The organism is Actinoplanes utahensis, from assembly GCF_016862455.1.
GTDB lineage: Bacteria > Actinomycetota > Actinomycetes > Mycobacteriales > Micromonosporaceae > Actinoplanes > Actinoplanes utahensis.
This window is the reverse complement of record NZ_BOMZ01000116.1, coordinates 1-24,385: the sequence shown is the minus strand read 5'-3', so window position 1 is coordinate 24,385 and position 24,385 is coordinate 1. Positions and strand designations below refer to the sequence as shown.

At 70.7% G+C, this 24,385-nt stretch carries 27 protein-coding genes; 18 read left to right on the top strand and 9 right to left on the bottom strand.

Features of this window, described 5'->3' with window-relative positions:
• Positions 1–11 precede the first annotated feature (11 nt).
• Positions 12–209 (bottom strand): cold-shock protein, encoded by a 198-nt coding sequence (locus Aut01nite_RS41240; RefSeq protein WP_043527462.1) that lies wholly within the window; start codon positions 207–209, stop codon positions 12–14.
• A 20-nt stretch (positions 210–229) separates the two neighbouring features.
• Positions 230–871, bottom strand: a complete 642-nt coding sequence (gene cofC / locus Aut01nite_RS41235) for a 2-phospho-L-lactate guanylyltransferase (RefSeq protein ID WP_043527531.1) — start codon at positions 869–871, stop codon at positions 230–232.
• 126 nt (positions 872–997) lie between these two features.
• Here cofC and Aut01nite_RS41230 point away from each other — a divergent pair, with 126 nt between their 5' ends.
• The 4 genes from Aut01nite_RS41230 to Aut01nite_RS41215 are packed head-to-tail and all read left to right on the top strand — an operon-like array spanning position 998 to position 4,260.
• Entirely contained in the window at positions 998–1,723 is a 726-nt protein-coding gene (locus Aut01nite_RS41230) for a lysophospholipid acyltransferase family protein (protein ID WP_043527463.1), read from the top strand.
• Positions 1,720–2,712, top strand: a complete 993-nt coding sequence (locus tag Aut01nite_RS41225; protein ID WP_043527465.1) for an NAD(P)H-dependent glycerol-3-phosphate dehydrogenase — start codon at positions 1,720–1,722, stop codon at positions 2,710–2,712. Before Aut01nite_RS41230 ends, Aut01nite_RS41225 begins: the two co-directional genes overlap by 4 nt.
• Positions 2,709–3,860, top strand: a complete 1,152-nt coding sequence (locus tag Aut01nite_RS41220; protein WP_052164003.1) for a cystathionine gamma-lyase — start codon at positions 2,709–2,711, stop codon at positions 3,858–3,860. The genes Aut01nite_RS41225 and Aut01nite_RS41220 overlap by 4 nt, the downstream gene beginning before the upstream one ends.
• A 40-nt stretch (positions 3,861–3,900) precedes the next feature.
• Complete coding sequence (locus tag Aut01nite_RS41215) at positions 3,901–4,260, top strand: hypothetical protein (RefSeq protein ID WP_043527466.1); 360 nt, start codon at positions 3,901–3,903, stop codon at positions 4,258–4,260.
• A 188-nt stretch (positions 4,261–4,448) separates the two neighbouring features.
• Here Aut01nite_RS41215 and Aut01nite_RS41210 read toward each other — a convergent pair whose 3' ends face one another.
• Positions 4,449–4,895: a hypothetical protein gene (locus Aut01nite_RS41210; RefSeq protein ID WP_043527468.1), complete on the bottom strand. Its 447-nt coding sequence runs from the start codon at positions 4,893–4,895 to the stop codon at positions 4,449–4,451.
• A 120-nt stretch (positions 4,896–5,015) separates the two neighbouring features.
• On the opposite strand from Aut01nite_RS41210, the gene Aut01nite_RS41205 reads away from it, so the two are divergent.
• Positions 5,016–6,110: a D-alanine--D-alanine ligase family protein gene (locus Aut01nite_RS41205; protein WP_043527469.1), complete on the top strand. Its 1,095-nt coding sequence runs from the start codon at positions 5,016–5,018 to the stop codon at positions 6,108–6,110.
• A 3-nt stretch (positions 6,111–6,113) separates the two neighbouring features.
• Here Aut01nite_RS41205 and Aut01nite_RS41200 read toward each other — a convergent pair whose 3' ends face one another.
• Complete coding sequence (locus Aut01nite_RS41200) at positions 6,114–6,722, bottom strand: DUF3515 domain-containing protein (protein WP_043527471.1); 609 nt, start codon at positions 6,720–6,722, stop codon at positions 6,114–6,116.
• Position 6,723: 1 nt separating this feature from the next.
• Positions 6,724–6,957 (bottom strand): Lrp/AsnC family transcriptional regulator, encoded by a 234-nt coding sequence (locus tag Aut01nite_RS41195; RefSeq protein ID WP_043527473.1) that lies wholly within the window; start codon positions 6,955–6,957, stop codon positions 6,724–6,726.
• A gap of 96 nt (positions 6,958–7,053) precedes the next feature.
• On the opposite strand from Aut01nite_RS41195, the gene Aut01nite_RS41190 reads away from it, so the two are divergent.
• On the top strand, positions 7,054–7,992 hold the full coding sequence (locus Aut01nite_RS41190) for a thiamine-phosphate kinase (protein ID WP_043527475.1): 939 nt from the start codon (positions 7,054–7,056) through the stop codon (positions 7,990–7,992).
• 526 nt (positions 7,993–8,518) lie between these two features.
• A complete protein-coding gene (locus Aut01nite_RS41185) occupies positions 8,519–8,977 on the top strand; it encodes a GNAT family N-acetyltransferase (RefSeq protein ID WP_043527476.1) in 459 nt (152 codons plus the stop codon).
• Between the two features lie 541 nt (positions 8,978–9,518).
• On the opposite strand, the gene Aut01nite_RS41180 is transcribed toward Aut01nite_RS41185, so the two are convergent.
• Positions 9,519–10,367 carry a putative endonuclease domain-containing protein gene (locus tag Aut01nite_RS41180; RefSeq protein ID WP_236642845.1) on the bottom strand — a complete coding sequence of 283 codons (849 nt, stop codon included), beginning with the start codon at positions 10,365–10,367 and terminating at the stop codon, positions 9,519–9,521.
• 596 nt (positions 10,368–10,963) lie between these two features.
• Positions 10,964–11,155 (bottom strand): 50S ribosomal protein L28, encoded by a 192-nt coding sequence (gene rpmB, locus Aut01nite_RS41175; RefSeq protein WP_026207002.1) that lies wholly within the window; start codon positions 11,153–11,155, stop codon positions 10,964–10,966.
• Positions 11,156–11,315: 160 nt separating this feature from the next.
• Here rpmB and Aut01nite_RS44105 point away from each other — a divergent pair, with 160 nt between their 5' ends.
• Together Aut01nite_RS44105 and recG are read left to right on the top strand one after the other, a co-directional pair.
• Positions 11,316–13,349 (top strand): DAK2 domain-containing protein, encoded by a 2,034-nt coding sequence (locus tag Aut01nite_RS44105; protein ID WP_043527482.1) that lies wholly within the window; start codon positions 11,316–11,318, stop codon positions 13,347–13,349.
• A complete protein-coding gene (gene recG / locus Aut01nite_RS41160) occupies positions 13,346–15,529 on the top strand; it encodes an ATP-dependent DNA helicase RecG (RefSeq protein WP_043527484.1) in 2,184 nt (727 codons plus the stop codon). Before Aut01nite_RS44105 ends, recG begins: the two co-directional genes overlap by 4 nt.
• A 51-nt stretch (positions 15,530–15,580) precedes the next feature.
• Here the strand turns inward: recG and Aut01nite_RS44100 are convergent, their stop codons facing one another.
• A complete protein-coding gene (locus tag Aut01nite_RS44100) occupies positions 15,581–16,840 on the bottom strand; it encodes an LPXTG cell wall anchor domain-containing protein (protein ID WP_236642847.1) in 1,260 nt (419 codons plus the stop codon).
• Positions 16,841–16,935: 95 nt separating this feature from the next.
• Positions 16,936–17,928: a prolipoprotein diacylglyceryl transferase gene (locus Aut01nite_RS41150; protein ID WP_043527486.1), complete on the bottom strand. Its 993-nt coding sequence runs from the start codon at positions 17,926–17,928 to the stop codon at positions 16,936–16,938.
• 314 nt (positions 17,929–18,242) lie between these two features.
• On the opposite strand from Aut01nite_RS41150, the gene rsmD reads away from it, so the two are divergent.
• The 9 genes from rsmD (at position 18,243) to mutM (ending at position 24,362) form a co-directional block, all read left to right on the top strand.
• On the top strand, positions 18,243–18,806 hold the full coding sequence (gene rsmD, locus Aut01nite_RS41145; RefSeq protein WP_043527488.1) for a 16S rRNA (guanine(966)-N(2))-methyltransferase RsmD: 564 nt from the start codon (positions 18,243–18,245) through the stop codon (positions 18,804–18,806).
• The gene (coaD, locus tag Aut01nite_RS41140; RefSeq protein WP_043527490.1) at positions 18,803–19,282 is read left to right on the top strand and encodes a pantetheine-phosphate adenylyltransferase; all 480 of its coding nucleotides are present in this window, start codon (positions 18,803–18,805) and stop codon (positions 19,280–19,282) included. The genes rsmD and coaD overlap by 4 nt, the downstream gene beginning before the upstream one ends.
• A gap of 20 nt (positions 19,283–19,302) precedes the next feature.
• Positions 19,303–19,800 (top strand): SPFH domain-containing protein, encoded by a 498-nt coding sequence (locus Aut01nite_RS41135; RefSeq protein ID WP_043527491.1) that lies wholly within the window; start codon positions 19,303–19,305, stop codon positions 19,798–19,800.
• Positions 19,801–19,875: 75 nt separating this feature from the next.
• Positions 19,876–20,439 carry a YceD family protein gene (locus Aut01nite_RS41130; RefSeq protein ID WP_043527493.1) on the top strand — a complete coding sequence of 188 codons (564 nt, stop codon included), beginning with the start codon at positions 19,876–19,878 and terminating at the stop codon, positions 20,437–20,439.
• A gap of 5 nt (positions 20,440–20,444) precedes the next feature.
• Complete coding sequence (gene rpmF / locus Aut01nite_RS41125) at positions 20,445–20,618, top strand: 50S ribosomal protein L32 (protein WP_043527495.1); 174 nt, start codon at positions 20,445–20,447, stop codon at positions 20,616–20,618.
• Positions 20,619–20,654: 36 nt separating this feature from the next.
• Positions 20,655–21,623: a fatty acid synthesis plsX protein gene (locus Aut01nite_RS41120; RefSeq protein ID WP_052164007.1), complete on the top strand. Its 969-nt coding sequence runs from the start codon at positions 20,655–20,657 to the stop codon at positions 21,621–21,623.
• Complete coding sequence (gene rnc / locus Aut01nite_RS41115) at positions 21,616–22,335, top strand: ribonuclease III (RefSeq protein ID WP_043527497.1); 720 nt, start codon at positions 21,616–21,618, stop codon at positions 22,333–22,335. Before Aut01nite_RS41120 ends, rnc begins: the two co-directional genes overlap by 8 nt.
• Positions 22,332–23,492 carry a glycosyltransferase family protein gene (locus tag Aut01nite_RS41110; protein WP_043527499.1) on the top strand — a complete coding sequence of 387 codons (1,161 nt, stop codon included), beginning with the start codon at positions 22,332–22,334 and terminating at the stop codon, positions 23,490–23,492. Before rnc ends, Aut01nite_RS41110 begins: the two co-directional genes overlap by 4 nt.
• A gap of 12 nt (positions 23,493–23,504) precedes the next feature.
• Positions 23,505–24,362 carry a bifunctional DNA-formamidopyrimidine glycosylase/DNA-(apurinic or apyrimidinic site) lyase gene (mutM, locus tag Aut01nite_RS41105; RefSeq protein ID WP_043527501.1) on the top strand — a complete coding sequence of 286 codons (858 nt, stop codon included), beginning with the start codon at positions 23,505–23,507 and terminating at the stop codon, positions 24,360–24,362.
• The last annotated feature ends 23 nt before the right edge of the window (positions 24,363–24,385 follow it).

Sequence of the window (24,385 nt, the reverse complement as noted above, 5' to 3'; positions counted from 1 at the left end):
GGATGATCACATCAGGCGACTCCGGGAATCGTCACCCGCCGCACCGCACCGGTCGCATCGGACTCGACCGTCACACGCTGGCCGAGCCGGAGAAGCCGCAGGCCGGAGCGGTCGAAGGCGTCCGCGGCGAAGGTGAGCGGCGTCCCGTCGTCGAGCAGCAGCGAACCGCTGCGGGTCGCTGTGTCGAAAGTCGCGATCGTGCCCTGCATGGAAACGAACGCTACAGGTCTCAGGCGGCGGGCGCGCACTCCGTCGTCATCCCCAGCCCGTGCAGCAGGGCACAGGTGTGGCCGCCGGCGCCGAGCGCCAGAACGGCCGCCAGATCGGCCGCGGTGTCCACGTCCTGACGCAGACCCGGCCAGTCGCCGTGCAGGAGCGCCGCGCCCGAGTCGGCGTGCGCCGCCGCCGACGGACCGCCGAACCGCGGGTCCAGCGGCCGTCCCGGCGGCGCCGCCAGCAGCACCGTCCCGGTGCCGGCCGCATCCGGCACGAAAGCCCGGCCGGACACCCGGGCCAGCGCCTCGTCCAGCTGCTCCGGGCGCAGCGCCGGCAGGTCGCCGGTGAGCACCACCCGGTACGCCGCCAGACCGGCCGCCTCGTCCGCGCCGAACCGCATCGCCGCGTTCAGCCCACCACCGGGATCGGGGGCCACCCGCGCGCCCAGCTCCCGTGCCGCCGCCCGGGCCAGCGGATCGTCGGTGACCACCAGCAGCTCACCCACCGAACCGGCGGCCAGCACCGCGGCCGCGGTGTCCCGCACCATGGCGAGCGCCAGCTCCGGATGACGGTCGGCGGGCACGGCGCCGCGCAGCCGGGTCTTCGCCGCCCCGAGTCGTTTCACCGGGATGACTGCCGTCCAAATACGCACCAGCCCATCCTGCCAGCGATCTCCGCGTACCCCTGCCTGGTCCCATCCGCCGTCAGCGGGCATGATTTCGTCGCAGGTGAACGAGGTGAGGCGGCGCGCGGCGCCGACGATCGAGGGACGGGGGACGCTGTGGCACAGCTCAGGCTCGGCTTCTGGCAGCGTGTCGCGGTGATGCTGGTGGTCCCGGTGATGACGGCCCTCACCCGCAAGACCTGGCTCCGGATGAGTGAGATGCCGGCCACCGGACCGGTGATCCTCGTCCCCAATCACGTCTCGCACTTCGACCCGCTGGTGGTGGCGCACTACATCTTCCGGGCCGGCCGGTGGCCGCGGTTCCTCGGCAAGGCGAGCGTCTGGAAGGTTCCGGTCATCGGGTACCTGCTGGTCAAGACCCGGCAGATCCCCGTCGAACGGGGCAGTGTGGAGGCGGTGAAGTCGTTGGACACCCTGGTCGAGGCGCTGCGTGAGGGCAGCGCCGTGGTGATCTACCCGGAGGGCACCACCACCCGGCACCCCGACCTGTGGCCGATGCGGGGCAAGACCGGCGCGGCCCGGCTGGCGCTGCTCACCGGCGCGCCGGTGGTCCCGATCGCGAACTGGGGCGCCCAGCGCATCTTCGACCCGCGCACCAACCGGCTGAGACTGCGCCGCACGCCGGTCACGGTGACCACCGGGAGACCGGTCGACCTGAGCCGCTGGGCCGGCGCCGAGCCGAGCCGGGCGGTGCTCGAGGAGATGACCGAGAAGATCATGCTGGACGTCCGGGACCTGCTCGGCGAGATCCGCGACGGCGAACCGCCGGCGCTCTACGACCGGCCCGCACGACGGGCCACTACCCCGGAGGAAGCGTCATGAGAGCGGCCGTCATCGGGTCCGGATCCTGGGGCACCGCGTTCGCCAAGGTGCTCGGCGACGCCGGGTCCACGGTGACCATGCTGGCGCGCCGGGAAGCCGTCGCGGCGGAGATCCGGAACAAGAACGGCAACGAGGGATCGCTTCCGGGCGTACGCCTCGCGCCGTCCGTGACCGCGACCACCGACCTCGCCGAAGCCCTCCACGGAGCCGAGCTCATCGCCATCGCCGTGCCGTCGCAGACGCTGCGCGGCAACCTCGCCGACTGGGCCGCGCTGTTCCCCGCCGACGCGACGATCGTCTCCCTGATGAAGGGCATCGAACTCGGCACCCTCAAACGGATGAGCGAGGTGATCGTCGAGACCGCCCGGGTGGCCGCCGACCGGGTCGTGGTCGTCTCCGGGCCCAACGTGGCCCCCGAGATCGCCGCCGAGCAGCCCACCACGACCGTCGTGGCCTGCTCCGACGAGAGCCGGGCCCGGCAGGTCCAGCACGCCCTCGCCACGCCCTACTTCCGGCCCTACACCAGCGACGACGTGATCGGCTGCGAACTCGGCGGCGCCTGCAAGAACGTGATCGCCCTCGCGTACGGCATGGCGGTCGCGCTCGGCCTCGGCGACAACACCCGGGCCTCGCTGATCACCCGCGGGCTCGCCGAGACCGCCCGCCTCGGCGTCGCGCTCGGCGCCGACCCGCTCACCTTCGCCGGCCTGGCCGGCCTCGGCGACCTGGTCGCCTCCTGCTCCTCGCCGCTGGCCCGCAACCGGATGTTCGGTGAGCACCTGGGCCGCGGCGAAAGCCTGGAACAGGCGCAGATCGCCACCCGGCAGACCGCCGAGGGCGTCAAGAGCTGCCTGTCCATCCGCGACCTGGCCCGCGCGAACGGCGTCGAGATGCCGATCGTCGAACAGGTCGAGCGGGTGTGCCACGAAGGCGTGGACCCCCGGGTCGCGGTCAAGCTGCTGATGACACGAGAAATGAAACCCGAATGAGCTCCTCTTCCGACGGCACCCGTCCGGTGCCCGCCTTCCCCGCCTTCTCCGACGGCACCCGGTCGGTGCACGCCGGCCTGCCCACCCCCGAGGTCGGCGAGCCCTTCCTGCCCGGCCCGGTGTTCGCCGCCCCCTACCACCTCGATCCGGTCACCGGGCCCGGAGTGAACGGGTACGCGCGCACCGAACACCCCACCCGGCTCGCGCTGGAGAAGGCGATCGGCGCCCTGGAAGGCGCGCCCACGCTGGTCTTCTCCAGCGGCCAGGCGGCGATCACGGCGCTGCTGCTCGCGGTGCTGCGGACCGGCGACACCGTCGCGATTCCCGCGGACGGCTATTTCACGGTACGGGCGTTCGCCGACGGTTTCCTGGCCGACCTCGGGGTGAAGACCCTCCTGGTGCCGACGGCCGGCCCCTACCCGGACTTCGCCGGGGTCCGGCTGGTGCTGCTGGAGACGCCGGCCAACCCGGGACTCGACGTCTGTGACGTACGGGCGCTGTCCGCGGCCGCCCACGCGGCCGGCGCCCTCGTCGCCGTCGACAACACCACGGCGACGCCGCTCGGGCAGAACCCGCTCGCCCTCGGCGCCGACCTGGTCGTCGCGTCCGGCACCAAGGCGCTGACCGGCCACTCCGACGTGCTGCTCGGCTACGTCTCGACCACCGACCCGGCGCTGCTCACCCGGGTCGAGACCTGGCGCAAGCAGACCGGGGCGGTGCCCGGCGCGTTCGACGCGTGGCTGGCACACCGGTCCATCGCCACCCTCGACCTGCGCCTGCGGCAGCAGACCGCCAACGCCGCGGCCGTCGCCGAGCTGCTGCTCGCCCGTACCGATGTGACCGGGGTGCGGTGGCCGGGACTGCCGTCCGACCCGTCGTACGCGGTCGCCTCCACCCAGATGCGTCGGATCCCCGGGATCGTGTCGTTCGACCTGGGCAGCGCCGAGCGGGTCGGCCGTTTCCTGTCGGCGGCCGAGCTGGTGTTCGCGGCCACCTCGTTCGGCGGCGTGCACACCACCGCCGACCGGCGGGCCCAGTGGGGGGACGACACGTCGCCCGGTTTCCTGCGCTTCTCCTGCGGCATCGAGGACACCGCCGACCTGCTCGCCGACATCACGGCGGCCCTGGACGCCTCCGCGCTCCCGTGACCGCCGCTGTTCGCCTCGCGGAGACGGGGAGGAGGCGCTCATGACCGCCTGGAGCAGCTTCGACGGTGACCAGGTGGCGGCGCTCACCCAGGGCGAGAGCTTCTTCGCCGATCCGGGGGAGCGGGACTGCCCGGCGTGCGGACAGCGGCGGCTGCGGGCCTATTTCACGGCTCCGGAGAACGCCAAACGGCCGACGCTGATCAGTTACGTGTGGTGCGGGGCCTGCGACAAGTTCGTGGGCACCCGCGCCCGGCACCCGGAAGGGCTGATCTTCTCCGACCCGCTGGCGATGCTGTCCACCGCCGAGCGGCGGGAGTTGGAGCGCAGCCTCAACGGCTTCCTCGCCCACCTCGACTCGCTGTGGGACGCGGGCGTGCTGCCCCAGACGTTCACGGCGTGAGACCCCGGCTGGTCGTCACGGCTGTCTCAAGTCCGCCGAGACAGCCGTGACGACCGGCCGGGACCACCGCCTCGCCCGGAAGGGGCGTTTCGGTGGTAAGCCCCGCCTACGTCGCCCGGAGATGGCGGGACGGGCGGATTCGGCGGGGGCGGCCCACGGCGTACCTCCGCAGGGGTCGATCCTGGGTCTCAGCCGTGCGTGGCGACGAACTCGTGCAGCCAGTCCGGGGCGACGACCGGGGTGGGGTCGCCGGTGCGGCGCAGGGCCTCGCCGGGGCGGATGCCGAGCAGGGCCAGGGTCATCGTGGCCAGCAGGGTGGAGCGGCCGTTGTCGGCGGCGGACTGGGTGACCACGAAACGGCCCGCGCGGACCTCACGGGCCAGCCGGATGGCGAGCGAGACCACCTGGTTCGCCTCCTGCCGGGTCTCCCGCGGGGACCCGGCGCCGGCGGGGAACGGCACCACCTCGATGCCGGCGGTGTCCGGACCGGGATCGGAGACGGACACCAGCACCTGTACACCGGCTCTGGCGAGAGCGCCGAGCTCCTGCGGCGACCACGGCTCGTCCAGCGGGCGAGCCATCGTCGCCAACTGCCCCGGGCCCGGACCGGCGATCACGTGGAGTGCTGATGCCATGGACGCTTCGTCCTCCCTGCCTTGCACATGCTTCATCGACGCTGCCGGGAATCCCATAGTTGGCTTACGCAGAGTAGGGTCACCCCCGGCATGCCCGCTAGCTGGAAGGCGCAGAGAAGAGTGACGTCCCCCCGCAAGACCCGCGTCGCGATCGTGTTCGGCGGTCGCAGCACTGAGCACGCCATTTCCTGCGTCAGCGCCGGTGCGATCCTGGGTGCCCTGGACCCCGATCAGTACGAGGTGGTGCCGGTCGGAATCACCCGTGAGGGTCGCTGGGTACTCGCCTCGGGTGACGCCTCCCAGCTGTCGATCAACGACCGGAAGCTGCCCGAGATCACCGCCGCGTCCGGTGACGCTCTGGTGCTGGCGGCCGACCCGACGGCGACCGGGCTGATCGTCCGGGACGCGGCCGAAGGCGTCTCCGAACTGGCCGGTGTGGACGTGGTGTTCCCGGTGCTGCACGGCGCCTACGGCGAGGACGGCACCATCCAGGGCATGCTGGAGATGGCCGGTATCCCGTACGTGGGCGCCAACGTGTTCGCGTCGGCCGCGGCCATGGACAAGGAGTTCACCAAGAAGCTGGCCGCCGCCGAGGGCATCCCGGTCGGGCCGTACGCGGTGCTCCGCGCCGGCACGTCGCTGTCCGAAGCGGACAAGGAGCGGCTCGGCCTGCCGGTCTTCGTGAAGCCGTCACGGGCCGGCTCGTCCACCGGCATCACCAAGGTCAGCGACTGGGCCGACCTCGACGCGGCCATCGCCACCGCCCGGGAGATCGACCCGAAGGTGCTGGTCGAGGCCGCCATCGTGGGGCGGGAGATCGAGTGCGGCGTGCTGGAGGGTGAGTCCGGCGGTGCGCCCGAGGCGTCGATGCTGGCCGAGATCCACGTGGACGACGCGGACTGGTACGACTTCGAGACGAAGTACCTGGTCGGCAGCCGCTACACGATCCCGGCGGGTGTGCCGGACACTCTCGCCCGGCAGGTGCGGGAGTACGCGCTCCGCACCTTCACCGCGCTCGACTGCGCCGGCCTGGCCCGGGTCGACTTCTTCGTCACCGCGGCCGGGGAGATCTTCCTCAACGAGATCAACACGATGCCGGGGATGACGCCGACCTCGATGTTCCCGCAGATGTGGGCGGCCACCGGCCTGGAATACCCGAAAGTGGTGGACCGGCTGATCCGGACCGCGCTGCACCGCGGCACCGGACTGCACTGATCTTCACTTGCAGCCGTACGGCGTGGTCGCCGGGTCCTTCGACTTGACCGTCGCGACCACCGTGTCGGAGAACTCGTTGGCCCACTGGGCGGAACTCGTGAACGACGACGGCACGGACACCCGCACCGGGACCTCGCGGTCCATCGTGGTGAAGGTGTCCGTCCCGTCGGCGGACGCGGCGTACCAGCAGACCTTGTTCATCACGAGCAGCTCGGTGTCCATCGGGACACAGCCGGGCGTCGTGTCGCCGGGAACCTTGCAGGTCTCCGGCTGCGGGACGCCGCACGCCACCGTGACCGGCGGTTCGCCGTAGGCGGCGTTCTGCTCGGGGCCGGCGCTCACCGGCCGGGCGGGCAGATCACGGATCTTGTCCGGTAGCTGGGAGGTGACGGCCAGGCAGGCCCGGGCCGACTTCTCGTCCAGCTGGGGCGCGTCCATGACCACGGGCGTGTCAGGGATTGGCTTATGGGGCGATTTGTCGTTTTTTTCCGGTTGAATGGTGAAGAAAGCGATGACGCCCACGAGGATCGTCACGGGGACGGCCACCGCCGTCGCCCACAGGGCGGCAACGCGCTTGGTCCGGTCGATCGTCGGGATGTCGGTGTCCACCATGTCAGAGGTTTACCACGGAGCATGTGAGCGTCCGCGTGATGCCCGGAACGTACTGGACCTTGCTCACAATCAGAGTGCCCAGCTCGTCGACCGTGTGCGCCTCCGTCAGCACGACCACGTCATACGGCCCGGTCACCGCGTCCACCCGGACCACGCCGGGAATCTTCTCGATCGCGGCGGCCACGTCACGGGCCTTACCGACCTCGGTTTGAATGAGGATGTATGCCTGGACCACGATCGACTCCTATCCGCCACCGTCGGTGATCCCCGGTGGTGAAACTACCGTACGAAGCGATCCGGCAGCGGGTCGCCACCATCGAAGGACTTAGACGTGAGCATCGCAGAGGCCGGTGAGTTCGGCTTGATCAGCCGGATCGTCGCCCGGCTCGGGTCAGGAGAAGCCACCCTGCTCGGCCCCGGCGACGACGCCGCCATCATCAGCGCCCCCGACCGGCGAGTCGTCGCCTCCACCGACGTCCTCGTCGAAGGACGGCACTTCCGCCGCGACTGGTGCGGCCCCGAAGACATCGGCCACCGCGCCGCCGCCGCCAACCTCGCCGACATCGCCGCCATGGGCGCCGTACCGACCGCCCTGCTCGTCGCCCTCTGCATACCCACCGGACTCGACATCGCCTGGGCCGAAGGCCTCGCCGACGGCCTCACCGCCGAATCCGCCCTGGTCGGCGCCACCGTCGTCGGCGGCGACACCTCCTCCAGCCCCACCCTCACCATCGCCGTCACCGCCCTCGGCGACCTGCGCGGCGCGGCACCGGTCCGCCGCGACGGCGCACAACCCGGAGACGTCCTGGCCCTATGTGGGCGAATCGGTCACGCCGCGGCGGGACTCACGGTTCTCTCCCGAGGTTTCCGTACGCCCAAACTGCTCGTCGAGGCGTACCGGCGGCCGGCCGTCCCGTACTCGGCCGGACCCGCGGCCGCCCGCCTCGGCGCCACCTCGATGATCGACGTGTCCGACGGCCTGCTCCAGGACCTCGGGCACATCGCGGCGGCCAGCGTCGTCGGCATCGACATCCGCAGTGACGCGTTCGACCTGCCCGTCCAGATGCGGGACACGGCGAAAGCCCTCGGCATCGACCCTTATCTGTGGCTGCTGGCCGGCGGCGACGACCACCCGCTGGCGGCGACCTTCCCGCCCGGGGTGGACCTGCCGCCGGAGTGGCGCGTGATCGGCTCCGTCCACGACGGCTCCGGCGTCACCGTCGACCGCAAACCCTGGACCGGCGGCCTCGGCTGGGACCACTTCCGCTGACCCTCCACCCCACCTGCCCGCCCGATCCCGGTCCCGGTCCCGTCGCTTCGCCTTGGCCGGCGCGGTCCCGGTCCCGTCGCTTCGCCTTGGCCGGCCCGGTTTCGTCGTCTTGCCTTGGCGGGCGCGGTTCCGTCGCTTTGCCTCGGTCGGCCTGGTCCCGCCAGCTCGCTCTTGGCCGGCGCGGTTTCGTCGCTCCGCCTTGGCCGACCCGGTCCCGGCGCTCCGGCCGGCTCTGTTCCGGCGTCTTGGCCGGTCCAGCCCCGGTGTCTTGGGTTGCCTTGGCTGGCATTGCCGCCTGTCCGGCGCAAATCCCGGCCCGTTCAGGCAGCTCGTTCAGGCAGCTCGTTCAGGCGGCTCGTTGCTTCGGCTCAGCCGATTTGGTCTCCGTGTCTCGCCGCGGACAGCCGGTTCTCCGGCTGGTCTCGGTCGAGCTGGTCTGCACCCCGGCCGTCCTGCTCATCCGGTCGTCGTGGTGAGGGCTTTGCCGCGCTGGCTGAGTATCCGAGGCGATGGCTAGGCTGGCCCGGTGCAGGACATCAAGATCAAGTCGGTGGGTTTCGACGAACCCGCCGTCCAGCTGCTCGTCGCCGAGAATCTGCAGGACCTCTCCGAGCGGTACGGCGGCACCGGCGACGACACCCCGATCAGCGCGGCCGACTTCACCCCGCCGAACGGCGCCTTCCTGGTCGCGGCCCTCGGCGATGAACTGATCGCCAGCGCGGGCTGGCGCCGCCACGGCGACGACGCCGAACTGAAGCGCATGTTCACCACCAAAGCCGCCCGTGGCCGCGGAGTGGCCCGCCGGATGCTGGCCGCCATCGAGGAGTCCGCCGCTGCCGCCGGCTGCAAACGCGTGATCCTGGAAACCGGCGACCAGCAGCCTGAGGCCGTCGCCCTCTACGAATCCGCCGGCTACCACCGCATCCCCGACTTCGGTTACTACGCCGGCCACGACAGCGTCCTCTCCTACGCCAAAGCCCTCTGACCCCGCATTCCCGGACTTCGCGGAGAGTCTTCGTCCAGGTGCCGCCCGCGCACGCCTCCGCTGTGCGCGGTCCACAAATCGCGATCTTGAACGATTTCCCACCGGATTCGCCGGAGAATCGTCCAAGATCCGTACCTGTGGCCGTCTTACGTCCGCCTCGGGCCTCGGGCCTCGCGTCTGCACGCCACGGGCCTCGCGCGCGTCTCGAGCCTCGCGTCTCGCGGGTCTTGCGCGGTTCGCGGGCTTTGCGCTTCGCGGCCCGCGCCTTGCTCAGTTCGTGCGGCTACGCCTTGCGGCTTGCGCCTTGCCCGCCTTGCGGGCCTCGCCTGCCTCGCGGCTTGCGCCTTGCCCGCCTTGCGCCTTGCGCCTCGCGTTTCGCGGTTCGCGCGGCTTACGTCTTGCGGGCCTTGCGATTCGCGCGGCTCACCGTGCGGTGATCTTGGTCGATAGTCCGTCGGAATCGCTGGGAAATCGTTCAAGATCGCGCCGAGTGGGATGGTGAGCAAATCGGTCCGCCGAGCGGTCGAGTGGTCAGGCGGCGTCAAGAGCGTTGGGGATGGGCGAGGGCGGCTCGTAGTTGGGTGAGAATGTCGGCGGGATGGTGTCGTAGCGCCCACGCGGGGAAGCGCAGGACGCGGTCGCCGGGGATCCACAGTTCGTTCTGGCGGCGCATGTCCGCCCACCACTGCCGGACATCGGTGTGCTGGCCGCCGTCGATTTCGATGTGCAGGCCGTGACCCTCGAAGTAGGCGTCCAGATAATTCTGCCGGCCACGGGAATCTCGGCGGACTACCTGGAGTCGGGGCTCGGGAAGCCCGGCCCGCCGGCAGAGGCGGAGGAAGTCGGCCTCCGCCGAGGAGTGAACGCCACCGGCCGACCAGGTGATCGCCTCCGCGATCAGGGCATGGCGACGGGCCCTCGGCAGTCTGGCCAGAACGGGCCGGATGTCGTCCGCGCAGACGAGCCGTTGCTGGAATCCGGCCGCGATGACCGCCCATGCCTGCCTGTCGGAGGAGGACCACTGGGCCGCATCGATGAGTGATCGGGCCGGCATGGTGCCGGGTGGGCGCCCCTGCCAGTGAACGTCCCGGCTGGGAAGGATCGTGGTGCGATGGACGCGGACGCCGGTCGGCAGACTTGCGGGGGTCATTCTCGCCGGCACCAGCACATCGATCCGGTCGGTGCGGAAACCCCGAAAACCGAGAGTCTCGAGTGCGGAGAGCCCACCGAGGATCGCAATCCGGCCGGCGCCGGTGCTGAGGACGGCCACCCATCGGTACGCCTGACGCCCGACCGGCCCGGAATGGGCGACGTAGACGCCCCGGTGGGCCACCTGCCATCGTCCGGAACTCAGCCGGCGCTCCACCATCGGGGCAGTCAGGTACCGCAATGCCTGAGACCTTCTCACGACCCCGCTCTGCCGTGCGAGCAGATCCGTCAGTCGGGGGTCGTCTACGGCTCGCACACCGGCAATCCTGGTGAGCCGATCGTCACTCGGCGAGCCGATCGCGCTCCCTGTGGACAACCTCGGGTGGCTGTGGATCGCCGGCGCGCCACGGTCGAACAGCGCCAGCGGATGTGACCGCGGGTGGGGACCAGCGGATCACCGCCTTACGCGGCCGGCTCCGCTCCACCAGAGTTCCACTTCCGGGATTCGCTGCACTCCGTGGCGGTAGGGCGGAGCGATCACGACGATGAGCTGCTCGGATGGCGGGTCTGGTCGGCCATCGGCCCGCGATGCCGAGCGGGAACGGTGATGAGCTGCCGGATAGCGGGTGTACCCGGCCACCGGATGGGAGCGGCGACGAGGCGCGGGATGGTGGGTTCGGTCAGAGACCGGCCTGCGATGCCGGATGGGAGCGGTGATGAGGCGCGGGATGGTGGGTCTGGCCGGTCACCGGTGCGGGAGGACGAGCGGGAACGGCGAAGAGCCGCCGGACCTGGGAGGTTCGGCGGCTCTTCGGAAAGCCGGTAATGCGGCTCAGGTCAGGCGCGGACGACCTTGCCGGCCTTGATGCACGAGGTGCAGACCTTGAGCTTCTTGGTGGTCCCGCCACCGGCCGGGGTGCGCACCGACTGGATGTTCGGGTTCCAGCGGCGGTTGGTCCGCCGGTGCGAGTGGGACACGTTGTGGCCGAAGCCCGGTCCCTTGCCACAGACGTCGCACACGCTAGCCACGGGATACTCCTGGGTTTGATACGAAAACTGAAGGCGCCCAGGGAAAGAGCCTCGCCCAGGCAACCCGGCAAGGTTACCCGATCCCCTGGGCAGACAGCCAATCGCCCCCGGTCAGGGTGCGTGGCCAGCGATTGTCACAGGTCGCAAGTACGATTTTCGCGTGCTGGAGACCCTCGATGCCGCCGCGGTACGCCGCTGGTGTGATGGTGGGCTCGAGGCGCTTCGGGCACATCAGCGTGAGATCGACGAGCTGAACGTCTACCCGGTGCCGGACGGTGACACCGGCACGAATCTGGTCCTCACCCTCACCGCCGCGCATGAGGCGCTGACCGCCGCGCACGAGGCGTTGGCCGCCGCGCAGGAGGCCGCCGGGCCGGCGGAGAGAGGCGCGCTGGCCGGGGTCATGCGGCGGATGGCCCGTGGGGCGCTGCTCGGGGCGCGCGGCAATTCGGGCGTGATCGTCTCCCAGATCCTGCGGGGCATGGCGGACACCTTCGCCGGCGCGGTGGCGGTGCGGGGCAGCGAGTTGGCGCGGGCGTTGCGCACGGCCACCGACGCGGCCTATGCGGCGGTGGCCCGGCCGGTGGAGGGCACGGTGCTCTCGGTCGTCGCGGCCGCCGCCGAGGGCGCCGGCCGGATCAAGTCGGACAACCTGGTCACGGTGGCCCGGGCGGCGGCGAGGGCCGCTTCCGAAGCCTTGGCGCGTACGCCTCAGCAGCTTCCCGTCCTCGCTCAGGCCGGAGTGGTCGACGCGGGCGGCCGCGGCCTCTGCCTCCTCCTGGACGCACTGGTCGACGCCATCGCCACCGACGGCTCCCCGGACATCCCGGCGGTTCCGGGCATCCGGCCCGAGTCGGTCACGCCCGAGGTCTCGGCGGTTCCGGGCATCCGGCCCGAGTCGGTCACGCCCGAGGTCCCGGCGGTTCCGGGTACCCGGCTCGAGTCGGTCACGCCCGAGGTCTCGGCGGTTCCGGGCATCCGGCCCGAGCCAGCCGCCCACGACGCCCTGACGGTTCCCGGTGTCCGGCCCGAGCCGGTCGCCACCGAGGTTATGGCGGTCCCGGGTGTCGGGTCCGAGCCCATCGCCCCCGAGGCCCTGGCGGCTCCGGGTGTCCGGCCTGAGGGCGTGGCGCCGGCCGGGCAGGGCACTCCCGCGAGCCCGGGCATGCCGGCCGGGGAGGGTGTCTCTGACGAGCCGTGCGCGCCGGCCGGGCAGGAGCCCTGGGGCGGTGGCGCGGGTGCGGGTGAGCCGGTGAGCGGGGGCGCGATGGGTACGGGTGGGGAGCCGCACGGTTGTGCCGGCTTCGGGTACGAGGTGCAGTTCCTGATCGATGCCGAGGAAGTGGCTGTTCGGCGGCTGCGGGAGACGCTCGGTGGGCTGGGCGACTCGCTGGTGATCGTCGGGACGGGGGACGGGGAGCCACCTACGTGGAACGTGCACGTCCATGTCACGGAGATCGGGCCGGCGATCGAGGCCGGCATCGCCGCCGGTAAGCCGTACCGGATAAATGTCACCCCGTTGGAGGACCGGCGTGCCGGAGGTGACCGCCGGGGCGCCGTGGTGGTCGCTGCCGGCGACGGCCTGACGGCGCTGTTCGAGGCGGAGGGCGCCGTCGTGGTGGACCGGAACCCGTCGACCGCCGAGATGCTGGCCGCTGTCGCCGCGACCGGGGCCGCCTCGGTGGTGCTGCTGCCGAACGACGCCAACACCCACGCGGTGGCGGTGTCGGCGGCGCGTGAGGCGGAGACCACGGGGGTACGGGTGAGCGTCGTCCCGACCCGGTCTCCGGTGCAGGCGCTGGCCGCGCTGGCGGTGCGCGACGGTCAGCGCCCGTTCGCCGAGGACGTGATCGCGATGGCCGAGGCTGCCGGCGCGTGCCGGTCGGGGGAGGTCTGCACCGCTCAGCGGGACGCTCTGACGGTGGCCGGCCAGTGCCGTGCCGGTGATCTGCTGGGTCTGGTCGACGGTGAGGTGCACGTGATCGGCGAGGATCTGGCGGAGGTGAGCCGCCGCCTGCTGGACCGGATGCTGGGCGGCGGCGGTGAGCTGGTGACCCTGGTCCTGGGCGCGGATACCCCGCCGGGTTTCGAGGAGGAGTTGCGCGGTCACGTGCACCGGACCTGGCCGTTCATCGAGTTGCAGTGCTTCGCGGGCGGACAGCCCCATTACCACCTGCTGGCAGGAGTCGAATGACCACGACCGACACCCCGTTGACCAAGGTGCTGGGGGCGAAGACCGCCAAGGCCCTGGCCGAGCACCTCGACCTGCACACGGCCGGTGACCTGGTCTATCACTTCCCACGGCGGTACGACCAGCGGGGCGAGCACACCGACCTGCGCAGCCTGCAGGTGGACGAGCAGGTCACCGTGCTGGCCCAGGTGCAGGGGATGAGTGTGAAGCCGATGCGCCAGCGCCGCGGCAACATGCTCGAGGTGACCATCGGTGACGGTTCGGGTGCGACGTTGACGTGCACGTTCTTCAATCAGGCGTGGCGGGAGCGGGAGCTGCGCAAGGGTGTGTGGGGGCTGTTCGCCGGCAAGGTGACCGAGTTCCGGGGCAAGCGCCAGCTCAACGGCCCGGCCTATCAGCTGCTCAGCGCGGACGCGTCGAAGGATGACGCGGCGGCGGAGATCGAGGAGTTCGCGGGCGCGCTGATCCCGGTCTATCCGGCGGCGCAGGCGGTGCCGACGTGGACGATCGCGAAGTGTGTGCGGACGCTGCTCGACACGTTCGAGCCGCCGGCGGATCCGATGCCGGCGGAGGTGCGGGCGAAACGGAACCTGGTCGGCATCGGCACGGCCCTGCGGGAGATCCACCGGCCGAGTTCCGACGCCGCCCTTTATTCGGCGAAGCACCGGCTGAAATGGGACGAGGCTTTCGCCGTACAGCTGACGCTGGTGCAACGCCGGGCGAGAGCGGCCGCGGCGCCCGGCACCGCCCGTCCCCGCGCCGAGGCCGGGTTGCTCGTGAAGTTCGACGCCGCGCTGCCCTATGAGCTGACCGAGGGGCAGCGCGAGGTGGGTGAGGAGATCGCGGCGGACCTGGCCCGGCCGCATCCGATGCACCGGCTGTTGCAGGGTGAGGTGGGTTCGGGGAAGACGCTGGTCTCGGTGCGGGCGATGTTGCAGGTGGTGGACGCCGGTGGGCAGGCCGCTCTGCTGGCGCCGACCGAGGTGCTGGCCACCCAGCATTTCCGTGGCATCAGCGCCCAGTTGGGTGCGCTGGGCCGGGCGGGTGAACTGGACGGCGACCCGGAGGGCACCCAGTTGACCCTGGTGACCGGTTCGCTGGGGGCGAAGGCCCGGCGTGCGGCGCTGGCCAAGGTCGCCGACGGGACCGCCGGCATCGTGGTGGGCACGCACGCCCTGCTGTACGAGGGTGTCGACTTCAAGGATCTGGGTCTGGTCGTCGTGGACGAGCAGCACCGGTTCGGGGTGGAGCAGCGGGACGCGTTGCGGGCCAAAGCGGCCCGCCCACCGCACGTGCTGGTGATGACGGCGACGCCGATCCCGCGAACGGTGGCGATGACCGTCTACGGCGACCTGGAGACGTCGGTGTTGTCGCAGTTGCCGCGCGGCCGGTCGCCGATCGCCTCGCACGTGATCCCGGCTCTGGACAAGCCGGCCTACCTGGACCGCGCCTGGGTGCGGATCAAGGAGGAGGTCAAGGCCGGCCACCAGGCGTACGTGGTGTGCCCGCGGATCGGCGAGGGACCGGAGGACGAGGAGACCCCGCCGAAGGAGGGCGAGCCGGAGCGGCGGCCCCCGCTGGCGGTCACCGAGGTGCTGCCGCTGCTGGAGCACGAATATCTGAAGGGTCTGCGGATCGGCATGCTGCACGGCAAGCTGCCGCCGGAGGAGAAGGACGCGGTGATGCGCCGGTTCGCCGCCGGTGATCTGGACGTGCTGGTCGCGACCACGGTCATCGAGGTGGGCGTGGACGTGCCGAACTCGACGGTGATGCTGATCCTGGACGCGGACCGGTTCGGGGTGTCCCAGTTGCACCAGTTGCGCGGACGGGTGGGCCGGGGTTCCGCGCCGGGCATCTGCCTGCTGCACACCGAGGCGGCGGAGGGTTCGGCGGCGCGGGAGCGGCTGGACGCGGTGGCCTCCACGACCGACGGGTTCAAACTGTCCGAGATCGACCTGGAACAGCGCCGGGAGGGCGACGTGCTGGGCGCGTCGCAGTCCGGCAAGCACTCGCATCTGCGGCTGCTGTCGCTGCTGCGCGACGAGAAGCTGATCAAGGAGGCGCGGGCGGAGGCGTCCGAGCTGATCGGGGACGACCCGGATCTGTCCCGGCATCCGGCGCTGGCGGCCTCGGTGGCGGCCTTGGTCGACGAGGACCGCGCGGAGTACCTGGAGAAGGGGTGACGCAAAAGGGCGCGCCGTCCGGCGCGCCCTTCCGTTACTGCGTTACCGCGATCAGGCCTTGAAGTTCAGCTTGCGGCGGCGGGCCATGAAGAACAGGCCGACACCGGCGAGCAGCAGAACCGCGGCGCCACCCGCGATGGAACCGGCGGCGGCGCCGGTCAGCGGGAGCTCACCGTCGTCGTCGTTGCCCGCGACCGGGGTGGTGTCGACCGGGGCGGAGGTGGTGGTGGCCGTCTCCGACGGGGTCGCGCCTGGGGTCTCGGTCGCCGGGGCGGTGGTCGGCGCCGTGGTGGCCGGGGTGGTGGTGCTCGGCGTGGTGGTCGCCGGCGTGGTCGGGGCCGGGCACTCCGACTTGGTGATCGTCACGGTCTCCGGCTCGGTGCCGGTGATCTCCGGGTAGGCGACGGTGGCCGTGGTCGGCTCGCCGGCCGGGAAGGTGACCAGCTCGGAGGTGTTCGGGGCGACGACGACCGACTTGGTCTCCGTACCGTAGGTCACGTCGGCCTTGGCCGGCTTGTTGCCCTTCGGGTTGGTGACCGTGATGGTGACGGTCTTGCAGTCGTTGGCGCCACCGGCCGACGGCACGCAGGTCGCCGGGCGGGACCAGGTGTAGGTGTAGTCCTTCAAACCGGGGGCGGTCACCGTGATGGTGCCGGCGCCGGCCGGAACGGTGACGGTCTCACCCTTGCCGGCAGCGACCTTGACCTTCTTGTCGAAGCCGGTCGCGGTGACCCGGAACTCGACGTCGTACTTGCTCAGCTTGCCGTTGTTGCTCAGCTGGATGTCGACGGCGCCGTCGCACTGGGGCACCTCCTGCACGGCAGGCTGCACACAGGCCTTGTTGCCACTGTTGTCCCACCCCTGCGGGCCCTCGGAGAGGTTGCCGGGGAAGCCGTCCTCGCCGAGCTTCTTGTCACCGTAGAGCCGGCTGCCGTCCAGCGGGTCGATGACGTCCTTCTGGCCGCCGAAGAAGAGGTCGACCTGCGTGTTGCAGTCCGGCACCTCGATGCTGAGCTCGATGACGGTGTTGCTCTGCGACAGGGCAGCGGTCTTGCTCTGGTAGACGTACTGCGGAACCGAGTAGCTCGGCTTCGGCGCGAAGTAGGAGACCAGGGTGACCTCGACGGGCCGGTCGAGTGTCTTGTGCGCGGTGACCGTAGCCACCGCAACGCCCTTCTCGACCTTGAAGGTGTGACTGAAGGACTTCTCCGCGGCGGGGGTGGCGCCGGCGGGGTTCGCGAGGGCCGTCAGGCCCAGCAGCGCGCCGGCCAGAACGGCCATGACGCGACGCACGCGAGGGGTGTGCTTCATCTGTTCTCCGTGAAAGGGGGAATGGGCGGGGGCGCGCCGATACTCGATCGACGCGCCCCCGGTCATTGCTGGTTTTCTGTGGTTCTGAACCGCTGTCAGGCGGTGAACTTCACCTTGCGGCGGCGGGCGACGAAGAACATGCCCGCGCCGACGGCGAGCAGGACCGCGGCGCCGCCGGCGACGCCACCCGCGGCCGCACCGGTGACGGGCAGGCCGCCGCCGTTGCCACCGTCGTCACAGCCCTCCGCGGGCTTCTCGAACGGGATGGTGCCGGACTCGGTGTAGGTCTTGCCCTTGTACTCGACCGTGAAGGTCACGTTGACCGAGAAGCCCTCGGTGGCGCTGAAGAGCTCGGAGCCCTTCTTGCCGGCCGGGATGGTCAGCGAGCGCTTCTCGCCCTTGCTGGTCTCGTAGTCCACCTTGAACGGGGTGGTGTTCTTGGTGTTGTCGACACCGATCTCGATGGTGTCGCAGGTGACGTTGAAGATCGGCTCCGCGGGAACGTCCTCGGGGATGCTCACCGGGGTCGACGGCTCGTCGGTCGGGGTGCTCGGCTGCTCGGCGGGGGTGCTCGGCTGCTCCGCGGGGGTGCTCGGCTGCTCCGCGGGGGTGCTGGGCTGCTCGGCGGGGGTGCTCGGGTTCTCCGCGGGCGTCTCGGGCTTCTTGCAGTCGCCGCCGAGCGGGACCGTCTTGGAGACGTCCGACTGGTCGCCGGCGTTCTCGCCCCACCACGCCTTGACCGTGAGGGTGGCGCTCTTCGCGTCACCGGGCACCAGCTGCTTGCCGGTGTAGCGGCCGTTGTCGAGGTCCTTGCCCTCGACGATCGTCACCGGCTCCTCGAACTTGGTTCCGGCCGGGAGCAGTTCCACCTTGGTGAACTGGAACGTCAGCTTCTGAGGGCTACCGATGCCGTTGACGGTCCAGTCCACGACGTACTTGCCGGAAACGGTGTCGCAGTTGGCGGTGCCGACGACGGTGCTGTGGTGGGCCTGGGCGGGCGAGGCGAACGCCACGACGCCGGCCATGCCGATCAGCGATCCGGCGACGAGGGCCGTCGCGCGGCTGAGCGGGGACTTGGACACGTTCACGCCAACTCCTGTGTAAGGGGGGATCAAGTGGCTGCACGGGAAGAACGCGGAGACTCGCAGGTGGACGGAGGCTCCGCCGGACGCCTTCCGGTGTAGGTCGCGGAAACGGACGATAGAACGCACCCGCAACGTCGCCCGACGATAGTCACTTCGGATGGTCAAAGAAACGTCTCAGCAGCCGCTAATGCTCTTGTGGCCGATCTGTGATCTTCGCTCTACGGAACGGAGGCGTATCGTCGCGCGTAGTTCTCATCTCGGGGTAAAAGTTCACGCGCACGTGGGCGAACGCGGGTGGTGAAGTAGCGTCGCCTCTGATGACCAGGATTATCGCGGGCGCACACGGCGGGCGCCGTCTCGCTGCCCCGGCCGGCGCGCACACCAGGCCCACATCGGACCGGGTCCGCGAGGCCTTCTTCAGCTCACTGGAAACGATGACCGACCTCTCCGGGGCGCGGGTCGCCGATCTGTACGCCGGATCCGGCGCCATCGGCCTGGAGGCGCTCTCCCGGGGCGCGGCGCACGCGCTGCTCGTCGAGGCGGACGCGAAAGCCGCCCGGGTGATCCGGGACAACATCGTCGCCCTGAAGGTCGGCGCGGCCGCCAGATTGGTGACCGGCAAGGTGGTCCAGGTGCTGGGCGACCCGCCCGCCGGGGGGCCGTACGACGTGGTGTTCGCCGATCCGCCCTATGCGCTCGGCGACGACGAGATCGACACCGTGCAGGAGGAACTGGTGGCCAACGGTTGGCTGGCGCCGGACGCCGTGGTGATTTTCGAGCGATCGAAGCGCAGTGGGCCGCTGAGCTGGGTGGACGGTCTGGTCGGGGACCGTACCCGGCGTTACGGGGAGACCACTCTTTGGTACGGTCGCCGATCATGAGACGAGCGGTGTGTCCAGGCTCCTTCGACCCGGTCACCAACGGGCATCTCGACATCGTCGGACGGGCCAGCCGGCTGTTCGACGAGGTCATCATCGGAGTCCTCATCAACCAGTCGAAGTCCGGGCTGTTCACCATCGAGGAGCGCCTGGAGATGCTGGGCGAGGCGACCGCCCAGTACCCGAACGTGCGCGTCGCCTCCTTCCACGGCCTGCTCGTCGACTTCTGCCGTGACCAGGGCGCGGCCGTGGTGGTCAAGGGCCTCCGCGCGGTGAGCGACTTCGACTACGAGTTGCAGATGGCGCAGATGAACATCGGGCTCTCCGGTGTGGAGACCCTGTTCATGCCGACGAATCCGCTTTACTCGTTCCTGTCGTCCAGCCTTGTCAAGGACGTCGTGAAGTGGGGTGGGGACGCCTCGGCGTACCTGCCGGACAATGTGCTGGCCCGGCTGGTGGGCCGGCTGAAGCAGAATTAGTCGACGGGAGTGAGGCGCCGGTGGATCCGCTCGACCGTATAGACGAGCTCATCGAGCTGGTTCAGGACGCACGATCGGTGCCGATGTCCCGGACGAATTTCATGTTCGACCGTCACGAGATGGTCGAGCGTCTCGAGGAGCTGCGCGCCGAGCTTCCCTCCGAACTGCGCAAGGCCGCCGCCGTGCTGGACGAGCGGGACCGGATCGTGGAGGCCGGCCGTCGTGAGGCGGACCGGATCGTCAGCGAGGGTGAGAGTGAGCACGCCCGTCTGGTCTCGGTCAATGAGATCACCGTCTCGGCGGAGCACGAGGGCGCGCGGATCATCGCCGAGGCGCGGACCGAGGCGCAGCGGCTCCGGGAGGAGGTCGACGACTACGTCGACACCGCCCTGGCCAACTTCGAGCAGTTCCTGACCCGGGCGCTGGCCTCGATCGAGCGCGGGCGTGACAAGATGCACGCTCTCCGCGAGATCGGCACCTTCCAGGGTGAGGACGCGGAGCGCCCCCTACCGTTCTAGGTACGCCCGATTCGACGACGTCCTACAAGCTCAGGTAATGTTTTCGGTCGGCCTACCCATGGCTGAGGAATCACGATGCCCAAGTCACCGCAGAGCCACCTTGACCCCAGGAAGCCGCTGGTCGTCGACACGACGAAGCTCCCACGGCAGCCTGGTGCGACGCGTGCCCTGAAACGGGTGGTGCCGGCCCCGGCGGACCTCGGTCTGGAAATGATCTCGGTTCCCGAGGGTTCCGACCTCACGCTCGATCTGAGCATGACGTCGGTGTCGGAGGGGGTCTACATCAGCGGCACCGTCAGCGGCTCGCTCCACGGCGAGTGCGGGCGTTGCCTCAACGAGATCGACAAGTCGTTCGAGGTGTCCCTCGCGGAGCTGTTCGCCTATGCGGACAGCACCACCGAGGAGACCACCGAGGAGGACGAGGTGGGGCGGATGCAGGGCGACCTGCTAGACCTGGAGCTGGCGGTCCGGGATGCGGTCGTGCTGACGCTGCCGACCACCCCGCTCTGCCGCCCGGACTGCCCAGGACTGTGCTCCGAGTGTGGAGTGCACTTCGACGACCTCCCGGCTGACCACAGCCATGAGGAGATCGATGCTCGCTGGGCCGCTTTGCGCAACCTGACACAAAACGAGGAGTAGGAACCGTGGCCGTCCCCAAGCGCAAGATGTCGCGCAGCAACACCCGCTCGCGCCGGGCCAACTGGAAGGCGACCGCGGTGGTTACCGCGGCCTGCTCCCAGTGCAAGTCGCCGAAGCTGCCGCACGCCGCCTGTGGTGTCTGCGGCACCTACAACGGCCGTCAGGTCCTCGAGGTCTGACGTCGCCGCGTGACGCGCCCGATCTTCGGGCGGGTCGTGCCCGAGCGGTGGCGAACCACCGGTGCCACGGCTCCCGGACAGAGAACTGTCGGGGAGCCGGGCATCGCGAGGATCGCCGTCGACCTCCTCGGCGGGGACCAGGCTCCCGCCGTCGTGGTTGACGGCGCTCTTCGCGCTTGCAGGGCAGACCCGTTCCTTCATCTGACTCTCGTCGGCCCGGCCGAAGCCGCCGACGCGGTGGTCGCCGCCCTGAAACCGGCCGAACGTCGCCGGGTCACCACGGAGATCACCCCCACCGCCACGGTGCCCGGTGCGATGCGCCTGGTCGCCGAGGGCCGAGCCGACGCCGTCGTCTCCGCCGGGGACACCCGGGTCGCCGTCGTCTCCGCCGCCCGCGAGCTGGGCCGCTGGCCCGGTGTCCGTCGTCCCGCGCTCACCGCCGTGCTGCCCACCGCCGCCGGCCGGGTGATCCTGCTGGACGTGGGTTCGGCCGTCGACTCCGACGCGGAGACCCTGGCCTGGCACGCCCGCCTGGGGGCCGCCTACGCCTCGGTCGTGCACCGCATCCCCGCCCCGCGTGTGGGCCTGCTCACCATCGGCACCGAGCCCGGCAAGGGTGACCGCCTGCGCCGAACGCTACCCGCTCTGCTCTACGACCTGCCGCTGCCCGGCGGCGCCCGCTACGCCGGACTGGTCGAGGGCGGCGACGTCGTGCTCGGCCGAGCCGCCGACGTCGTGGTGACCGACGGTTTCACGGGAAACGTACTGCTCAAGGGCCTGGAGACGGCGTACGCGCTGACCGGCCCACCTGCCCCGGAGAAGGACTTGCCGCCCCGAGCCGCGCTGCTGCTCGGGGTTTCCGGCACGGTCGTCGTCTGCCATGGTGCGGCGGCCGGCCCGGATCTCGCCGCGGGCATCGCGCTCGCGGCCGACCTGCATCGCCGCGCCTCGGTCGCGGTGATCGCCGATCTGCTGAGAGCCCAGCGAGGTATCGCCAATGATTGACAAGCGCCGTCGTCCGTCCACCGAGCCGCTCGAGGAGGCCTTCGGTGTCCCGTTCAAGCCGGAGCTGCTGGAACGGGCCCTGACCCACCGCTCGTACGCCTACGAGAACGGTGGCCTGCCGACCAACGAGCGCCTGGAGTTCCTCGGCGACTCGGTGCTCGGCGTGGTCATCACCTCCGCGCTCTTCCACAACCACCCGGACCTGCCGGAGGGCCAGCTGGCGAAGCTGCGGGCCAGCGTGGTGAACATGCACGCGCTGGCCGACGTGGCCCGTGGTCTGGGCCCGGCCGGGCTCGGCCCGCACCTGCTGCTCGGCAAGGGCGAGGAGACCACCGGTGGCCGGGACAAGGCGAGCATCCTGGCCGACACCCTGGAGGCCCTGCTCGGCGCGATCTACCTGGAGCACGGCCTGGAGATCGCCGACGAGGTGATCCACCGGCTGTTCGACCCGCTGATGGCCGAGTCGGCCGGCCGGGGCGCGGCCCTGGACTGGAAGACCAGCCTCCAGGAGCTGACCGCGGCACTCGGGCTGGGTGTTCCGGACTACGAGATCGAGGACTCCGGCCCGGATCACGCGAAGACCTTCACCGCCTGGGTCGTGGTGGCCGGGGAGAAGTACGGCGGCTCCGAGGGCCGCAGCAAGAAGCAGGCGGAGCAGCGGGCCGCCGCGGCCGCGTGGCGGACTCTGACCGAGCAGTCCGAAGAACAATGACCACCACCGTGGAGCAACCCACGAAGGAACGTCTGTGGGAGAGAGCGGGCAGCTGGGACGGTGTCCTGACCGCGGTCGGCATCCTGGCTCTGACCAGGGCGGTCCAGCTCCTCCTGATCGCCTGGCTGGGGAGCGCCACCGCGCAGCCGAAATCGGTGTGGGATCGGCTGCTGATCTGGGACGGCGGCTGGTTCCTGCGGGTCGCCATGGACGGCTACCCGGACGGTTACACGTACGACGCCCAGGGCGCCCTGGAAGGCAACGAGCTCGCCTTCTTCCCCGCCTACCCGATCCTGATCCGGGCCGGCGCGGCGCTCGGCCTCGAGCCGGGCACGGCCGCGATCGCCGTCGCCTGGCTCGCCTCGATCGGCGCCGGCGTCGCCCTGCACCTGCTCGGCTCGTCGCTGTACGGCAAACGGGCCGGCTGGGCGCTGGTGGCGATCTGCTGCTCGGCCCCGGCTTCCGTGGTGCTGTCCATGGCGTACTCGGAGAGTCTCTTCATCGCTCTGGTCGCCGGCATGTTCGTGGCCGCCCACCGCCGGGTGTGGTGGGCCGCCGGCCTGCTCGGCCTGGCCACCGCGCTGAGCCGCCCGACCGGCGCCGCCGCCGCGCTCGGTCTCGCGGTCGCCGCGCTGATGGCGCTGCGCGATGAGGAGCACAAGATCAAGCCGCTGGCCGCGGCGGCGGCCGCGCTCGCCGGGGTCCCGCTCTACCTGGGCTGGGTCGCCTACCGAGTCGGTGACCTGAGCGCCTGGTTCAAGATCCAGACCGCCGGGTGGGGCACCTCGTTCGACTACGGCCGCAGCACCGTCGAGTTCCTCGGGAAGACCCTGCGCACCGGGGACGGCTGGATTCCGCTCAGCGTCGCGTTCATCCTGCTCGTGGCTCTGGCCGCGGCCGGGGTGGCGCTGACGCAGAAGCACTGGCCGCCGCTCGTCGTCTACGGCGTGGTGGCGATGATCCTGGTCTACGGCCAGGCCGGTTTCTACCACTCCAAGCCACGGCTGCTGCTGCCCGTACTGTTGACGCTGCTGCCCGCCGTCGTGGCGGCGGCCCGTGCCCGCCCCCGGGTCGCGGTCCTGTCGATCACCGCCTGGGCGCTGTTCGGTCTGTGGTACGGCGCCTACCTGGTAACCGTCTGGCCATACACCCTGTAAAGGACCCCTGAAGTGCCCGAGCTTCCCGAGGTCGAGACCGTCCGCATGGGCCTGGCGAAGTGGGTGACCGGCCGCACCATCGCCGGCGCCGAGGTGCTGCACCCGCGCGCGATCCGCCGCCACCTGCCCGGCGACGCCCACTTCTCCGCGGTGCTCGCCGGCCGGACCGTCCTGGACGTCTCCCGCCGCGGCAAATACCTGTGGCTGCCGCTCGACTCCGGCGACGCGATCATCGGCCACCTGGGGATGAGCGGCCAGCTGCTGATGCAGCCGGCCGACGCCCCCGACGAGAAACACCTGCGGATCCGGTTCACCTTCACCGACGGCGGGCCGCAACTGCGCTTCGTCGACCAGCGCACCTTCGGCGGCCTGTCGGTGTCCGAGGGTGGCGCCGAGCTGCCGGACGAGATCTCGCACATCGCCCGTGACCCGATGGACCCGCTCTTCGACGACGCGGCGTTCACCGCCCGGATCCGCGGCCGGCACACCGAGGTCAAACGCGCCCTGCTGGACCAGACCCTGATCTCCGGGGTCGGCAACATCTACGCCGACGAGGCATTGTGGCGGGCCGGACTGCACGGCACCCGCCCCACCGACCAGCTCACCGGCCCGGCCGTGCAGCGCCTGCTCGGTCACGTGCGCGACGTGCTCGGCGAAGCCATCGTGGCCGGTGGCACCAGCTTCGACGAGCTCTACGTCAACGTGAACGGGGAGAGCGGCTACTTCGACCGGTCGCTGAACGCCTACGGCCGGGAGAACGAGCCCTGCTCCCGATGCGGGGCGATCATCCGCCGGGAGCAGTTCATGAACCGGTCCAGTTTCAGCTGCCCCAAGTGCCAGCCCAAACCCCGGCCGGGTGTACGGGGTTAGCGTTCACCCCGGCTGGTTCTCAT

Coding starts and splice junctions, on each gene's coding strand:
- recG (WP_043527484.1), top strand. CDS start 13,346: ATGACCACGACCGACACCCCGTTGACCAAGGTGCTGGGGGCGAAGACC.
- Aut01nite_RS44100 (WP_236642847.1), bottom strand. CDS start 16,840: ATGAAGCACACCCCTCGCGTGCGTCGCGTCATGGCCGTTCTGGCCGGC.
- Aut01nite_RS41200 (WP_043527471.1), bottom strand. CDS start 6,722: ATGGTGGACACCGACATCCCGACGATCGACCGGACCAAGCGCGTTGCC.
- rsmD (WP_043527488.1), top strand. CDS start 18,243: ATGACCAGGATTATCGCGGGCGCACACGGCGGGCGCCGTCTCGCTGCC.
- Aut01nite_RS41225 (WP_043527465.1), top strand. CDS start 1,720: ATGAGAGCGGCCGTCATCGGGTCCGGATCCTGGGGCACCGCGTTCGCC.
- Aut01nite_RS41215 (WP_043527466.1), top strand. CDS start 3,901: ATGACCGCCTGGAGCAGCTTCGACGGTGACCAGGTGGCGGCGCTCACC.
- Aut01nite_RS41220 (WP_052164003.1), top strand. CDS start 2,709: ATGAGCTCCTCTTCCGACGGCACCCGTCCGGTGCCCGCCTTCCCCGCC.
- coaD (WP_043527490.1), top strand. CDS start 18,803: ATGAGACGAGCGGTGTGTCCAGGCTCCTTCGACCCGGTCACCAACGGG.
- rnc (WP_043527497.1), top strand. CDS start 21,616: ATGATTGACAAGCGCCGTCGTCCGTCCACCGAGCCGCTCGAGGAGGCC.
- Aut01nite_RS41240 (WP_043527462.1), bottom strand. CDS start 209: ATGCAGGGCACGATCGCGACTTTCGACACAGCGACCCGCAGCGGTTCG.
- Aut01nite_RS41130 (WP_043527493.1), top strand. CDS start 19,876: ATGCCCAAGTCACCGCAGAGCCACCTTGACCCCAGGAAGCCGCTGGTC.
- Aut01nite_RS41210 (WP_043527468.1), bottom strand. CDS start 4,895: ATGGCATCAGCACTCCACGTGATCGCCGGTCCGGGCCCGGGGCAGTTG.
- Aut01nite_RS41110 (WP_043527499.1), top strand. CDS start 22,332: ATGACCACCACCGTGGAGCAACCCACGAAGGAACGTCTGTGGGAGAGA.